Annotated in this window: 13 protein-coding genes; 6 read left to right on the top strand and 7 right to left on the bottom strand. The window is 62.2% G+C overall.

Going from position 1 to position 12,958, the window contains the following annotated elements:
• Positions 1 to 61 precede the first annotated feature (61 nt).
• Positions 62 to 733, bottom strand: a complete 672-nt coding sequence (locus VOI22_RS13975; RefSeq protein ID WP_323797080.1) for a hypothetical protein — start codon at positions 731 to 733, stop codon at positions 62 to 64.
• A gap of 112 nt (positions 734 to 845) precedes the next feature.
• On the opposite strand from VOI22_RS13975, the gene VOI22_RS13980 reads away from it, so the two are divergent.
• Entirely contained in the window at positions 846 to 2,423 is a 1,578-nt protein-coding gene (locus VOI22_RS13980; RefSeq protein ID WP_323797081.1) for a gamma-glutamyltransferase, read from the top strand.
• Positions 2,424 to 2,544: 121 nt separating this feature from the next.
• On the top strand, positions 2,545 to 3,861 hold the full coding sequence (locus VOI22_RS13985; RefSeq protein ID WP_323797082.1) for an adenylate/guanylate cyclase domain-containing protein: 1,317 nt from the start codon (positions 2,545 to 2,547) through the stop codon (positions 3,859 to 3,861).
• Here the strand turns inward: VOI22_RS13985 and VOI22_RS13990 are convergent.
• Genes VOI22_RS13990 through VOI22_RS14000 form a run of 3 tightly spaced genes read right to left on the bottom strand, consistent with a single transcriptional unit; the run spans position 3,858 to position 6,946 of the window.
• Positions 3,858 to 4,550: a DUF2268 domain-containing putative Zn-dependent protease gene (locus VOI22_RS13990; protein WP_323797083.1), complete on the bottom strand. Its 693-nt coding sequence runs from the start codon at positions 4,548 to 4,550 to the stop codon at positions 3,858 to 3,860. The two genes, VOI22_RS13985 and VOI22_RS13990, sit on opposite strands and share 4 nt — an antisense overlap.
• Positions 4,547 to 5,968 carry an AmmeMemoRadiSam system protein B gene (gene amrB / locus VOI22_RS13995; RefSeq protein WP_323797084.1) on the bottom strand — a complete coding sequence of 474 codons (1,422 nt, stop codon included), beginning with the start codon at positions 5,966 to 5,968 and terminating at the stop codon, positions 4,547 to 4,549. Before amrB ends, VOI22_RS13990 begins: the two co-directional genes overlap by 4 nt.
• A gap of 39 nt (positions 5,969 to 6,007) precedes the next feature.
• The gene (locus tag VOI22_RS14000) at positions 6,008 to 6,946 is read right to left on the bottom strand and encodes an AEC family transporter (RefSeq protein WP_323797085.1); all 939 of its coding nucleotides are present in this window, start codon (positions 6,944 to 6,946) and stop codon (positions 6,008 to 6,010) included.
• Positions 6,947 to 7,048: 102 nt separating this feature from the next.
• Between VOI22_RS14000 and amrS the strand changes: the two genes are divergently transcribed.
• Positions 7,049 to 8,185 (top strand): AmmeMemoRadiSam system radical SAM enzyme, encoded by a 1,137-nt coding sequence (amrS, locus tag VOI22_RS14005; RefSeq protein WP_323797517.1) that lies wholly within the window; start codon positions 7,049 to 7,051, stop codon positions 8,183 to 8,185.
• Here amrS and VOI22_RS14010 read toward each other — a convergent pair.
• Entirely contained in the window at positions 8,182 to 9,081 is a 900-nt protein-coding gene (locus tag VOI22_RS14010; RefSeq protein WP_323797086.1) for a helix-turn-helix transcriptional regulator, read from the bottom strand. The two genes, amrS and VOI22_RS14010, sit on opposite strands and share 4 nt — an antisense overlap.
• A gap of 195 nt (positions 9,082 to 9,276) precedes the next feature.
• Here VOI22_RS14010 and VOI22_RS14015 point away from each other — a divergent pair, with 195 nt between their 5' ends.
• Together VOI22_RS14015 and VOI22_RS14020 are read left to right on the top strand one after the other, a co-directional pair.
• The gene (locus VOI22_RS14015; protein WP_323797087.1) at positions 9,277 to 9,741 is read left to right on the top strand and encodes a flavodoxin domain-containing protein; all 465 of its coding nucleotides are present in this window, start codon (positions 9,277 to 9,279) and stop codon (positions 9,739 to 9,741) included.
• A gap of 93 nt (positions 9,742 to 9,834) precedes the next feature.
• The gene (locus VOI22_RS14020) at positions 9,835 to 11,382 is read left to right on the top strand and encodes a benzoate-CoA ligase family protein (RefSeq protein ID WP_323797088.1); all 1,548 of its coding nucleotides are present in this window, start codon (positions 9,835 to 9,837) and stop codon (positions 11,380 to 11,382) included.
• Positions 11,383 to 11,420: 38 nt separating this feature from the next.
• Here the strand turns inward: VOI22_RS14020 and VOI22_RS14025 are convergent, their stop codons facing one another.
• Together VOI22_RS14025 and VOI22_RS14030 are read right to left on the bottom strand one after the other, a co-directional pair.
• Entirely contained in the window at positions 11,421 to 11,633 is a 213-nt protein-coding gene (locus VOI22_RS14025) for an RSP_7527 family protein (RefSeq protein WP_323797089.1), read from the bottom strand.
• Positions 11,634 to 11,819: 186 nt separating this feature from the next.
• A complete protein-coding gene (locus VOI22_RS14030) occupies positions 11,820 to 12,176 on the bottom strand; it encodes a hypothetical protein (protein ID WP_323797090.1) in 357 nt (118 codons plus the stop codon).
• 200 nt (positions 12,177 to 12,376) lie between these two features.
• On the opposite strand from VOI22_RS14030, the gene VOI22_RS14035 reads away from it, so the two are divergent.
• The gene (locus VOI22_RS14035) at positions 12,377 to 12,952 is read left to right on the top strand and encodes a queuosine precursor transporter (RefSeq protein ID WP_323797091.1); all 576 of its coding nucleotides are present in this window, start codon (positions 12,377 to 12,379) and stop codon (positions 12,950 to 12,952) included.
• The last annotated feature ends 6 nt before the right edge of the window (positions 12,953 to 12,958 follow it).

The following is a 12,958-nucleotide window of genomic DNA, read 5'->3' on the forward strand; positions in this document are numbered from 1 at the left end:
GAGCGGGAGTGTGTCGCGCGTGGGGCGGCTTGGCACGCGGAAAAACGTAAAGGCTGTCGTGTCAGCTCGGATCGGGTTCCCGCTCGTCTGCGGGGATCTCCGGCAGGAAGGGACTGATCATGAGGTCCGGGTCCTGCGGCTCTTTGCCTGTGGGTTCCACGCTCGCGTCCCGATAGAGCCGGTTACGGGTCTCGTTCAGCTTCATGGCAAGATAATTCCCGTCGGCCCGGGTCATCTCCAGAAGCCGGTTCTTCAATTCGATCTCGATGTTATGCACTTCCTCGATCGATGCCTTTGTCGCGGGCATTTTCTCAAGCCTATCGGTTGTCTCCTTGATCCAGTCGATGGATTTTTGCCGCGTTTGCTGCGCTTCGAGAACCAGTACCGAGAGGCGGTCGAGGATGTATCCGATCTGTTCTGAGTTCTGGTTTCCACAATAGGGGATCAACTTTTTCAGGTAGTCGAAATCTTCCTGGGCCAGCTCGTGGAGCTTTTTCGTGAAGTAGGTGAATTCCAGGTTTTCGACCGCCATGCCGCCTTTCAGCCGGGCCAGAATATTGATGGGCGCATTGCCGCCCGGGATTTTCGAGCAGTCTTCGTCGTTGACGTCCTTCGGGGGCTCATCCGGCTGCGCTTCCTGCGCTCCGGCCAAATGCAGCGCGAAAAACTGCAGGCACAGCGCCGCCAGGATCGCGAGGACAGCCATGCGGGCCGATTTCCCGTAGCTGGTCATTGGAACATCACCCTTTCTGACGTCCGAATTGCTTTTTACATACCATCGATATCACACTCAGGGTGTCGCACCCTCTTGCGGCAATGCAACCTTCATGCCCGGAGTACTTCTGATGAGCGTTCCCGCTTCCGTTGCCGCGTTCGAGCGGACCTACGAGACATGGCAATCGGACAAGCCAGCGGCAACCGGTGCGCGCGGTGCCGTGGCCTCTCAGAATGTCGAAGCGGCCGCCGTCGGGCAATCAATCCTCAAGGACGGCGGCAACGCCATGGACGCGGCAATCGCGACGGCCTTTGCCCTGACCGTCGCCGAGCCCTGGATGAGCGGTCTTGGCGGTGGCGGCTACATCACGCTGTATTCGGCGAAGGAAAAGGCGGTCCGGGTCGTGGATTTCGCCATGAAGTCCGCCAAGGGGCTGAACCCGGCTGATTATCCGCTGGCCGAGGGTACCGGCGCCGATCTCTTCGGCTGGCCTGCCGTAGTGGATGACCGGAACGTGAACGGCCCCTATTCGATTGCGGTCCCCGGTTCGGTCGCCGGTTATGCGCTGGCGATGGAGAAATACGGCACGAAGAGCCTGGCCGATGTCATCGCGCCTGCTGCCGCCCTCGCGCGGCGCGGGCACCGGGTGACCTGGTGGACCATGTTGATGTGTGGCGCCGATATGCCCGCGCTGCAGAAAAGCCCGGCGACGGCGGAAACCTGGCTGCCGGGAGGCTTCCCGCCGGCGATGGGCGCGGACCCGGCACCGAAATTCCTGAAACTCGGCAAGCTCGCCGATACGCTTGAAGAACTCGCCCGGGATGGGGCCGACAGTTTCTATCGCGGCGCCATCGGGGAGCGCATTACCAGGGATGCCGAGCGCTTGGGCTCCTCCGTCCGGATGGCGGATCTGGAGGCCTATGAGGCGGAAATCCAGGAGCCGCTGTCGATGACGCGCGGTGAGGCGACCTATCATGTGCCGGGTGGTCTGACCGCCGGTCCGAGCTTCGTCGATGCACTGAAAGATTTGCCGGCCTTCTCTGGTGAGGCACCGGACGCGGACACCTATGCCGCCTATGCCCGCACCCTGAAGGCCTCCTACGAGTACCGGATGGAAAATCTCGGCCATGCCGGGGATCACGGCGACCGGAGCTGCACCAGCCATATCGCCGCCGCCGATGCCGAGGGCAATATCGTCATGATCACGACGACGCTGCTGTCGCGCTTCGGCAGCCGGGTGCTGTTCCCGGAAACCGGCATCATGATGAATAACGGCATCAACTGGTTCGATCCGCGCCCGGGCCGTCCGAACTCGCTGAAGCCGGACACCAAGCCGCTCTGCAACATGGTCCCGGCTGTGGTGACGAAGGACGGCAAGCCCTGGTTCGGTTTCGGCGCCTCCGGTGGCCGCAAGATCATGCCGGCCGTCTACCAGCTCTGTTCCTTCGTCAACGATTTCGGCATGGACATGGAGACCGCACTCAACCAGCCGCGGGTTGATCTGGGCGCCATAGACACAATCTATGCCGATGCCCGTCTGGATGCGGCAACCATGGACAAGCTGAAAGCCGTGGCGCCGACCGAAAGCTGGCCGCCGACCACCTACCCGATCATGTATGCCTGCCCGCTGGGCGCCATGGTCTCGGAAGACGGTGTTTCGGCGGCGGCGCATCCGATGGTGCCGCTCGCGGCCGCATTGTCGGCCTAGCCCAAGTCGGCCTAGCCCAAGTCGGTCTGGCCCAAGTCGGTCTGGCCTAAGCCGCCGCGATCGGGCTCAATGCATTGATTGCGGCGCGCACTGATGTGCCCGCACACGCCGGGGATAAGAGATGGCAGGTCGGGTGGCGAGGCAACGTCTGCTGGTGGCAGAACGGCAGGGACTGAAACTGGCGGTCGTCTGCCGGACTGCCGCGGTGGCTTTTGGCATGCTCTGGCTGACGGTCGGCTGGAACCTCGCCGGATTCGTGCCCAGCCCGATGGCCATGACGGCGCTCGCCCTGTTCGGTGTGATCGGCGTTGCAAGTTATACGGTGATCGGCACGCGGTACGAGCGGTGGTGGCTGAAATATGCCCTGTACGCGATTGACATCCTCGCGGTCTGTGCCGTCTTCGTCGTTATCCCGGTCAGCCGGTTTGCGCCGGAATTGCCGCAGGTGTTGGCTTTCCGAGCCTTCGGCGTCCATTACCTGTTCCCGCTGGTCGCCATGGCGTGCCTGACTCTGTCCTGGCGCCTGGTGGCCTGGTCCGGTGTGATCGCCGTCGCTGGCTGGTGGGCCGCCTTCGGTCTCGCCATTGCCAACATGGAACAGCGGCTTTCCTGGCGCGACCTGCCGGCCGAGCCGACGGCAGACGCGTATTTGAAAGTGTTCCTCTCCCCGGATTTCGTCGGCTATGGGAGCCGTCTCCAGGAAACCGTCCTTCTGATGATCGCGGCCGTCATTCTTGCGCTTGCGGTTTACCGTGCGCGTTGCGTTTTCGTGGCCCAGGTGGAAGCCGAGCAGGCACGAGAGCGAGCGGTCCGGACATTCGGCCGGTTTGTTCCCGAAACCATCGCCGAACGACTTGCCTCGAATCGGGGGGCTCTTGCGCCACAGGTCCGGCACGGGGTGGCGCTGGTGCTCGATATCGAGAATTTCACTGCCTATGCCGATGGCCGCCCGCCGGAGGAGGTCATCGAAACGCTGGGCGCTTTCCTCGCCCGCTCCGCCGAGGCGATTTCGAGGCGGGAAGGGGTGGTGATCAGCTTTACTGGCGACGGCCTGCTCGCCGCCTTCAACACGCCTCTGGAGATCCGCCAGCCAGAGCGGGCCGCGCTGGATGCCGCGTCGGACCTATTGAAATGCGCCGCGGCGGCCGGGTTCCGGGTCCGTATCGGCCTCGCCGCCGGCCAGATCGCCTCGGGCCGCGTCGGCTCTGAGCGGCGGCAGGCTTTCACCATCTATGGCGATACGGTGAACCGGGCGGCCCGGTTGGAAGTTCTGGCGAAGGATGTCGGCGCGACCGTGCTGGCCGATGCCGGTGTGGCGGGGAAAGCAAGGCCGGACGATCTGCTGAAGCCGCTCGGCGAACAAAAAATCCGCGGCTTCGAAGCCCCGCTGGCGGTCTGGTCGAAACAGGTGACGGCTTTGCCGGGCGCGGCGGGTTAAGCCGCGAGTTTGGCGAGTGCCGGTTTGAAGTCGGTGCTCGGTATGTCCAGAAGACCGGATGCTCTGAGGTCCGGATGGTCTTCGAGATATTGGCCGACGATTTCGTATCCGAGCGTATAGCCCAGCCAGCGAGGCATTGTCCCGGATGCGAACATCCACTCATACATGCTGATTTTCTCCTGCCTGTAGCCAGCTCTCTTGTTGAAATCATCCATCGCTTGCGGGATGTATCTCTGGAACTCTGTCTTCGGTATCGCCTGCTCCCACGGTTCAGGGCTATTGCCGAAAAGCTCTTGGACAAAACGTCCGGCAAATCCCTCGCAGATTAAGTGATCACCGAGAGACTCCGGGCCGCCTACAGATCGGAACCGCATGACATGGTTCATCTCATGCGCAATCATTCGGGCTAGAGGTTCCCCGAGGTTTTCGTCGAGTTTCGGGTGCTCCGGGGCTAGCCAGAGTGTGACGAGGTCTTCGTTCCCGTATCCCACATGACCACGTTCCGGAATGACGGAGCTGTTCCAGACGGCCTCGACCAAGATATCGACGGCGGGCGGCTCGCATACTTTCGAAATGCGCGGATAGACGTCTTCCAGTGCCGCTTCGACATGTGGCTTCAACCTGTCGAGCTTGCCGCGCGCATTGACGTAATGGACATGCCAGTTCGCGGTTGCCTCGGTGCCGCTCATCCCGCGTGCTCTCTCGTCTCGGGGCGATCCGCAAACGGCGCGCCGAAACTCTCCGTCGTATAGCGGAACACCCGCAGGCTGTCGGACCAGTGGTCCATCGGCAGCCCGGCCTTGCGCTTCAGGTTGCGGATAAAATCTTCCGCTTTCGGCAGGCCTTCCCAGACGCTCGGCAGGAACAGGCCGCGCTTGTTGCCCTCCTGCATTATCAGCCCGTCCACGTCCGGCCGCGCTTTGGACACCAGATCCTTCTCGCTGGTGAAGGGCAGGGCGTGCGGGGTGGAGAGGATGGAGACGTGCAGGTCCGCTGTTGCCAGCTCCTCGGCCGTCAGCGGCGGGAAGCGGGGATCGCCGAAACCGGCCTTGTAGGCATTGGTCATGACATCCAGCAGCAGCGGCTGATGCGCGATCACGCTGCCGATGCAGCCGCGCAGCTTGCCGCCGATATTCACGGTAACGAAGCTGGCCCGCATGGCCGTCAGGCTGGGGGACAGGTTTTTGCCAAGCTGCGCGTCCGGCGGGCGGCCATGCTCGGCACCGAAGCGCAGGGCGAAGCGGGCGGCCTCAATCATCTGCTCCCGGTCGGCTTCCGGAATCCGCGCGCTCCCGGCATATTCCATCGCCGCCGCGCCATAGCCGACCACCCGGTCCTTGGGACCATGCGTGTCGCCTGAATTGCGGGTGTCGAGTGCCGTCACCCGCATGTCCCGCCGCCGGGCGAGGCTGAGCGCACCGGCAATCGCCCGGTGCCCGCAGGCGCCTTTGCCGTCGATCTCTTCCAGCTTCAGCAGCTCGATCCGCTGCATGGTGCTGGCGTCGAGCGTGCGGGCGCTGTCGTAATCGAGGAAATGGGACAGGTCGGAGGAGACCGAAATCAGTGTCTCGGGCCCGCCCCAGACCGCGTCGAGCGCCCGCGCCACCTCGCCCGCCCCGGCATCGCCGACCAGGATCGGCACGATCTCGAAATCGCCCAGCACCTGCTGCAGGAAGGGCACATGCACCTCAAGGCTGTGCTCCCCCTCGAACACCCGGTCGGAGACGTGGACGTTCGGCAGGGTCAAAAGCGTGCGCAGGGCATCCCAGGCAACCGGCACGGTGCCGAGCGGCGTCGCCCAGGCATCGGCACTGGTCGTCGCCAGCCCCTTGAACCCGACCCGGTGGGCCGGGCCGACGATAACCACGCGCTTGATGGTATCGCGGCGTCTGGCGAGCGGCTTGAACGCGGTCCCGGCGATGGGGCCGGAAAAGACATAGCCTGCATGCGGCGAGATAATGATCTTCGCATCCGGCACCGGCGTCTCCGCCGCGCTGGTGAGGCACTGCGTGACGATGTTTTCCAGCGCGTCCGGTTCGGCCGGGTAGAAGGCACCGGCGACATGCGGCGCGCGGAGGGCGGTGGTTTTGGTCGATCCCTGTGTCATTGTTTGAATATAGGGACGGACTGGCGCGAACGGGAGGGGTTATTGCCCGATCAAATACTGCGCCAGCAACAGCGTCGCCGGCATCGTCACAAAGGACAGCGCGGTCTGGATCGTCACGATCCCGGCCATGGCCGGGGCGTCTCCGCCCATGGCGCGGGCCAGCGTGTAGGCGCCCGCTGCCGTTGGCGAGGCGCCGAACAGCATGGCGGCCAGGAACAGGGTGGGCTCCAGCCCGATGGCGTAACCCGCAAAGGCCATTGCGGCCGGGAACACGATTATTTTGCCGGCGACGCAGAACACGGTCGCCTTGATATTGGTCGCCATGGCCCGGATCCGGATGTTGGCGCCGACGCAGAGCAGGACGATGGGCAGGGCGGCGGCACCGAGGATTGTCGTCATGTCGGTCAGGACCGGCACCTCGGTCCAGCCCATGAAGTTGAACACCAGGCCGAGCCCGATGGCGAGCAGCAGCGGGTTGCGCGCCAGATCCCGGAAAATCGCCGCCGTCAGGCTGCCGCCGTCCTTTTCGGCCAGCGCGGTTGCCATCAGGCAGACAACCACCACATTGGTGACAGGGATCAGCAGGGCTGTGACAAGCGCTGCGGTGCCGAGGATTTCGGCGCCGAAGACCTGCTCCCCAACGGCCAGCGCGATGAAGGTGTTGTGCCGGGAGCAGCCCTGCAGCACGGAGGTCCAGAGCGGCCGCTCCGTGCGGAACAGGAAGAACAGCAGCAGAGAGAACAGCACCGCTGCGCCGAACCCGCTATAGACCGCGACCGCCAGCCCGCCCAGATGCACGCCGGAAAAATCGATGGTGGCGATCTTGTTGAACAGCAGGCAGGGAAACAGCACCCAGTAGACCAGCTTGTCGTTCAGGTTCCAGAATTCCAGGCTCGGAATACCGCCCCGGCGCAGTAGGTGGCCGAGAACGATCAGCAGGAAGATCGGCGCGATGGGCAGAATGAGGGTGGTGAACAAGGAGCGGTCCCGGGTTTGGGGAAGCGGTCGAAAACGGGGCGGAGTATAGTGCGTTAGGTGTCCGGGCGAGAACCCGGCGAGAGAACATTGCTGGTGAGCGATATGGTCATGCACGAAGCACCAAACCTTGCCGAAAGCGCGCCTCCCGCGCTCAAGGGCAAAGGTCCGATCGTCGAGACGGAATTCTGGAGCCTGCTGGATGACGGGCGGGTACAGTGCGAGCTGTGCCCGCGGTATTGCAAGCTGAAGGAAGGCGCGCGCGGGCTGTGTTTTGTGCGGGCGCGGCAGAATGACCGGATCGTGCTGACCACCTATGGCCGGTCCTCGGGCTTCTGTGTCGATCCGATCGAGAAGAAGCCGCTGAACCATTTCCTGCCGGGGACCCCGGTACTGTCTTTCGGCACGGCGGGCTGCAATCTGGCCTGCAATTTCTGCCAGAACCACGACACCTCGAAGAGCCGCGAGATGGACTCGATGCAGTCCGAGGCGCAGCCGGAGGCGATTGCCCGGGCCGCCGCCAAGCTCGGCTGCCGCTCCGTCGCCTTCACCTATAACGATCCGATCATCTTTCATGAATATGCCGACGATGTTGCCATCGCCTGCCGGGAAGCGGGGGTGAAGACCGTCGCGGTGACGGCCGGATATCTGACGGACAAGGCGCGGCCCGCCTTCTTCCGCAATGTCGATGCGGCGAATGTCGATCTTAAGGCCTTCACCGAAAGTTTCTACAAGTCGGTGACCAAGAGCGAGCTTGGCCCGGTGCTGGATACGCTGCTCTATCTGCGGCAAGAAACCGATGTCTGGTTCGAGATCACCAACCTGATCATCCCCGGCGAGAATGATAGTGAGCGGGAGATCGACGAGATGACCGGCTGGGTGGTCGAGCATCTCGGCCCCGACGTGCCGATGCATTTCTCAGCCTTCCATCCCGATTACCGCATGCTGGACAAGGAGCGGACGCCGTTCGACACCCTGGCCCGGGCGCGCCGGATCGCCCGCCGCAACGGCGTGCGCTACGCCTATACCGGAAACGTCCACGATCTTGGCCGGCAGAGCACCTATTGCAGCGGCTGCGGCGAGCGTGTGATCGGCCGGGACTGGTACTTGCTGTCGGACTGGAACCTGAATGAGAAGGGCTGCTGTACCGGATGCGGCACGAAACTCGCGGGCGTGTTCGACCCGAAACCGGGAAATTGGGGGCAGAAGCGCCTGCCCGTCGATATCTCCGCTTTCGCCTAGGCGATCAGCTCGCGTGCCGTTTCCGTGAGTTTCGCGAGGCTGGACACAGGCGTTTCACCCGCGGTGTCGAGGCTCGCCTCGGCACGGTCATAAAGCGGGGCGCGGGCCTCGAGGATGGCGCGGAGGTCTGACATGGCTTCGCGATTCTGGGCCATCGGGCGCATGTCGCCCTGTTCGACAACGCGCTGCATATGCTCTTCCGGACTTGCCTGCAGCCAGATCGTGTGCGAGCGGCGCAGCAGCATGGTGTAGGTGTCCGCATTGGCGACAATACCGCCGCCGGTGGAGATCACCGCTTCGTCATATTCGTTCAGGATCGCGTTCAGGCAGCGGTTCTCGTAACGCCGGAAAGCGGGCTGGCCCGAGAGGGAGAGCATCTCGCCGATGCTGGCGCCGTAATCCCGCTCGATCTCCCGGTTAAGCTCGATGAAGGGAAAGCCGAGGGCGTCTGCCAGTGCCTTGCCTAGCGTGGTTTTCCCGGCGCCGCGCAGGCCGATCAGCGAAATACGCCGTCCCCGTGTGCCGCTGCCAGCAAAGCGCCGCTCCAGAATTTCAGCCGCTTCAGACAGTTCCGCCGGAGCGAGAGGCGCGAGCAGGGCCTGAATTTCGGCGAGCGCCGGATCGGTGCCGCCATGCGGGTCCGCAAGCTCCATCACCGACATGTCCATGGCGTCGGCAACCTGATGCAACACCGCGACGGACGGGTTGCCGCGGCCGCTTTCGAGCTGGGCGAGATAGCGCTCGGAGACACCGGAATCCCGGGCCAGGATTTTCCGGGACATGCCGCGCTGGGCTCGCGCCGCGCGCACCCGGTCGCCGAGACGGGTGAGGTAATCCTCGATCCCGAGCGTATTGCGGCGCTGGTGCGGCACGTCGCTGTGCGTTCTCTGCCTCATGGCACTTTCTGACTCATTACGCTCTCCGGCTCTTCGAGCTGGGGCGGTTCCTCGGCTTTGTGGCCCCGGTTCGTCATAAACCGGATGAACCTGAATTATCATTCTTTGCGCCTTACGATAACATGAATTATAGTGCGTGTCTGATTTAGCTCATATTACCAAACCGGGACCCGGCCGAAGAGGAGTGTTCGAGGAATGAAGGTAAAGATTCTCGTTGCCACACAAGGCGGTACGGCGGACCTCTGCGCTCAGGAGATGGTCGATATCCTGGAAGACCGGGGCTATGAGGCGGAAGCGACCCTAATGGGGGATTTCGGCCTCGAGGTTCTCGATGAGGGCGGTCACGTCATCATCTGCACCGCGACCTACGGATATGGCGAGATCCCCGATAACGGCACCGAATTCTACGAAGCTCTGGTTTCCGAAAAGCCGGACCTCGCGCGGGTCAGCTTCGCAGTCTTCGGCCTTGGCGATACGACATACGAAGACACCTTCAATTTCGCCGGCGCGAAATTCGACGCTGTTCTGTCGGAATGCGGGGCGGAGCGTGTGATCGAGCGGCATATCCATGATGCCAATTCCGGCGCGCTCGCCGAAGATGAAGCCATCGAGTGGATCGAAGGCTGGATTGGCGCGCTGCAAGCAAAAGCCGCTGCCTGATTTCAGGGCGCGGCGCCTCTTTAAATAAAGAATGGAGTGCCGGTAAACGGCACCCGGTCAATTCGGCCATATCGGCCAAACTGGGAGGGACATATGGCGGAGAACGCCAGTGCCGCGTGTTTCTATAACGCGGCAGAAGACTTGATCGGCCGGAATCTCAAGGCGGGTCGCGGGGGCAAGAAAGCTGTCATCGACAGCGGTGGTTCATATACCTACCAGGAGCTCGCGGACCGGGTTGAGCGGTTCGCAAACGCGATCCGGGCAGCGGGTATCCTGCCGGAGCAGCGTGTCATCCTCGCCCTGCACGACACTATCGATTTTCCCGCAGCTTTTCTCGGCGCGATCTGGGCCGGGGTAATCCCGGTGCCGATCAATACGCGTCTGGCGCCAAGGGACTATGCCTATATCCTGGCGGACAGCCGGGCCGAGGCCCTGTTCGTTTCCGACAATCTGATCGAGTCCGTTCTCTCTGAAGTCGCAACGGAGCCGCGCCATGTTGTGGTTTCCGGTGCTCAAGTCGCCGGGCGGCAGTCCTTTGCGGATTTCGTCTCGGCGCCGGGAAGCGATACGGCGCCGGCGAAAACAACGACGGACGATCTTTGCTTCTGGCTCTACACGTCCGGCACCACGGGCATGCCGAAAGGCGCGGTGCATCTGCATTCGCATCTGATGGAGAGCGCCAATCTCTATGCCGTGCCGATGCTCGGCATTTCCGAGGAAGATGTCGTCTATTCGGCGGCCAAGCTGTTCTTCGCCTACGGGCTCGGCAACGGGTTGACCTTTCCATTCGCGGTGGGTGCGACGGCAATTTTGCTGGAGGGACCGCCTGCCCCAGCCACGGTCTGCCAGATCATCCGGGATCACAAGCCGACGCTGTTCTTCGGGGTGCCGACGCTGTACGGCATGCTGCTCGCGTCAAAGGATCTACCGGCAGCGGAAGAGCACGCGTTGCGGCTGTGCGTCTCGGCCGGAGAAGCGCTGCCGGAAGAGCTGCTCAATCGCTGGAAACAGAGAACGGGCACGGAAATTCTGGACGGGCTCGGTAGCACGGAAATGCTGCACATCTTCATCTCCAACCGGATCGGGGAGATCGTGCCGGGGGCGACCGGTAAGGCCGTTCCGGGCTATGAGTTGCGTCTGGTCGACGAGAACGGGGCGCTGTGCAAGCCCGGAGACATGGGCATTCTGGAGGTGTCCGGTCCGACAGCCGCGGTGATGTACTGGAACCAGCGGGCCAAGAGCATCGATACGTTCCGGGGCACGTGGACACGGACCGGCGACAAGTATGTCGCGGATGAGAACGGGGTCTATACCTATTGCGGGCGAAACGACGACATGATGAAGGTCGGCGGCATCTATGTGTCGCCGTTCGAAGTCGAGGGCGCGCTGCTGAAGCACGAGGCAGTGCTTGAGGTGGCTGTGGTCGGCCATCCGGACCATGACGGTCTGATCAAGCCGAAAGCCTATGTGGTGCTGGCGGAAGGGATCGATGCGTCAGACGCGCTGACGGAGGACCTGACCGCTTTCGTCAAAAAGGACCTGGCGAGCTTCAAATATCCGCGCTGGATTATCTACGCGGACGAGCTGCCGAAGACGGCGACGGGAAAGATCCAGCGGTTCAAGCTCCGGGAAACCGCCTGATCGGCGATTTCCCGGTCTCGAACTCGGGGGTAGTCAGATCAGTGCTTCGGGGCGACTTTGATGGTCGGCTCGAAGCTGACCTTCTTCTGCATCGCTGCATGAAGGTCGAAGAGTGTCGCGATGTTCCGACCGAGAGCGCGCAGCGCTGCGTGGACGGCTTTGGACCGCTCGGCGCGACCGGCGGCGACATAGCGCTCAACTTCGCTGAAGTTGATGGTTTCACGTTTGATGAGAGTTTTTGTAGCAGTCATAACAGTGCTCCTTTTGCTCGGCGAGCCCGCTGATTGTTGCTGCTTGGCCATTTGCGTTTCCCAGTGGCTGACAATTTAGGTCAGCTTCACTGACGTTTCAATGTTGCAATGCAGCAAGGCTGGTATGCCATTTTGGAAATGATGCAGGTGCGAGATGCCGCGCAGTGGCGAATACCTGCCCGTTAACTAGCAACTGCAATCCGGGCACCGGGCGGAAATGGCGGTGCGGCTCATGTTTTCACGCCACTCAAAATGCATCCGGACAGTACTAATGATTCCGGAAGTAATTGATTTTATTGCCATTGCACGCTCGCGCTTGCCGTTGGCGATGCCGGCATTGATTTCGGCGTCACTCGGAGTGCGGATCAGGGTGGTTTGCATATCGGCCTCCTTTTGATTGGCTATAAACACAGAATAGAGATGTCTCATTTGTGGGTAATTAATAATTTTATCATCAAATTGATGCCGAATTGGATCTAATGGGCGGCTGCTATGCAGCACGCGATTGGATCCTGCGCTGCGCGAATATGCAATATTGTTCATGTTGCGTTGCAATATATTGCGCGCTCATGGCGCGCCCTATCGATCGTTGATGGCCTCGAGGCGAGTTTCACATCGACAAAGCGCAGTGAAAGACCTAAGAGCTGCCCCACTGTTTGGCCGGTGAGGCTTCCCACACCGGCAGAAGACATCGTGCTGATGTGGCTTCCCGCATCGGCAAGAACAGAAAAAGGACATGGTCCATGACCACCACAGAAACAGCCGCTTTCAGCCGTACAGGGCTTTTGGCGGGTATGAGCGCCATGGGCGTTGTCGTGCTCGCCTCTAACATCGCGGTCAATTACCCAATCAATGACTGGCTGACCTGGGGCGCGCTGATCTATCCGATCGCGTTTCTCGTTACCGATCTGGTGAACCGGATCTTCGGCCCGAAACCCGCCCGCAAGGTTGTCTATGCCGGCTTCGCGACCGGTGTCGCGCTGTCCCTTTGGTTCGCCGATCAGCGCATTGCGCTCGCCTCCGGCACCGCCTTCCTGACCGCCCAACTGCTGGACATCTGGGTGTTCGACCGGTTGCGCCAGCAAAGCTGGTGGAAAGCGCCGGTGATTTCCTCGTTGCTGTCCTCCGCCCTCGATACGGCGCTGTTCTTCTCTCTCGCCTTCTACGCCACGGGCTTGCCGTGGGTGACATGGGCGATTGGCGATTACGGGGCGAAGCTGGCCATGGCAGCGGTCCTTCTGGTGCCGTTCCGTGCCTTCATCTCGCTTCTGCCGCAGCGCTTTGCGCAGGAAGAGACGGCGGCGGACGCTGCCCAGTAAGGTCTC

The sequence above is a fragment of the Nisaea sp. genome (assembly GCF_034670185.1).
In the GTDB taxonomy this organism is placed as follows: Bacteria; Pseudomonadota; Alphaproteobacteria; order Thalassobaculales; family Thalassobaculaceae; genus Nisaea.

Excerpts from the sequence above, each read along its gene's own strand:
- VOI22_RS13985 (WP_323797082.1), top strand. The coding sequence starts at position 2,545 with ATGGCAGGTCGGGTGGCGAGGCAACGTCTGCTGGTGGCAGAACGGCAG.
- VOI22_RS14015 (WP_323797087.1), top strand. The coding sequence starts at position 9,277 with ATGAAGGTAAAGATTCTCGTTGCCACACAAGGCGGTACGGCGGACCTC.
- VOI22_RS13975 (WP_323797080.1), bottom strand. The coding sequence starts at position 733 with ATGACCAGCTACGGGAAATCGGCCCGCATGGCTGTCCTCGCGATCCTG.
- VOI22_RS14035 (WP_323797091.1), top strand. The coding sequence starts at position 12,377 with ATGACCACCACAGAAACAGCCGCTTTCAGCCGTACAGGGCTTTTGGCG.
- amrB (WP_323797084.1), bottom strand. The coding sequence starts at position 5,968 with ATGACACAGGGATCGACCAAAACCACCGCCCTCCGCGCGCCGCATGTC.
- VOI22_RS13990 (WP_323797083.1), bottom strand. The coding sequence starts at position 4,550 with ATGAGCGGCACCGAGGCAACCGCGAACTGGCATGTCCATTACGTCAAT.
- VOI22_RS14010 (WP_323797086.1), bottom strand. The coding sequence starts at position 9,081 with ATGAGGCAGAGAACGCACAGCGACGTGCCGCACCAGCGCCGCAATACG.
- amrS (WP_323797517.1), top strand. The coding sequence starts at position 7,049 with ATGGTCATGCACGAAGCACCAAACCTTGCCGAAAGCGCGCCTCCCGCG.
- VOI22_RS14030 (WP_323797090.1), bottom strand. The coding sequence starts at position 12,176 with ATGAACAATATTGCATATTCGCGCAGCGCAGGATCCAATCGCGTGCTG.
- VOI22_RS14020 (WP_323797088.1), top strand. The coding sequence starts at position 9,835 with ATGGCGGAGAACGCCAGTGCCGCGTGTTTCTATAACGCGGCAGAAGAC.
- VOI22_RS13980 (WP_323797081.1), top strand. The coding sequence starts at position 846 with ATGAGCGTTCCCGCTTCCGTTGCCGCGTTCGAGCGGACCTACGAGACA.
- VOI22_RS14025 (WP_323797089.1), bottom strand. The coding sequence starts at position 11,633 with ATGACTGCTACAAAAACTCTCATCAAACGTGAAACCATCAACTTCAGC.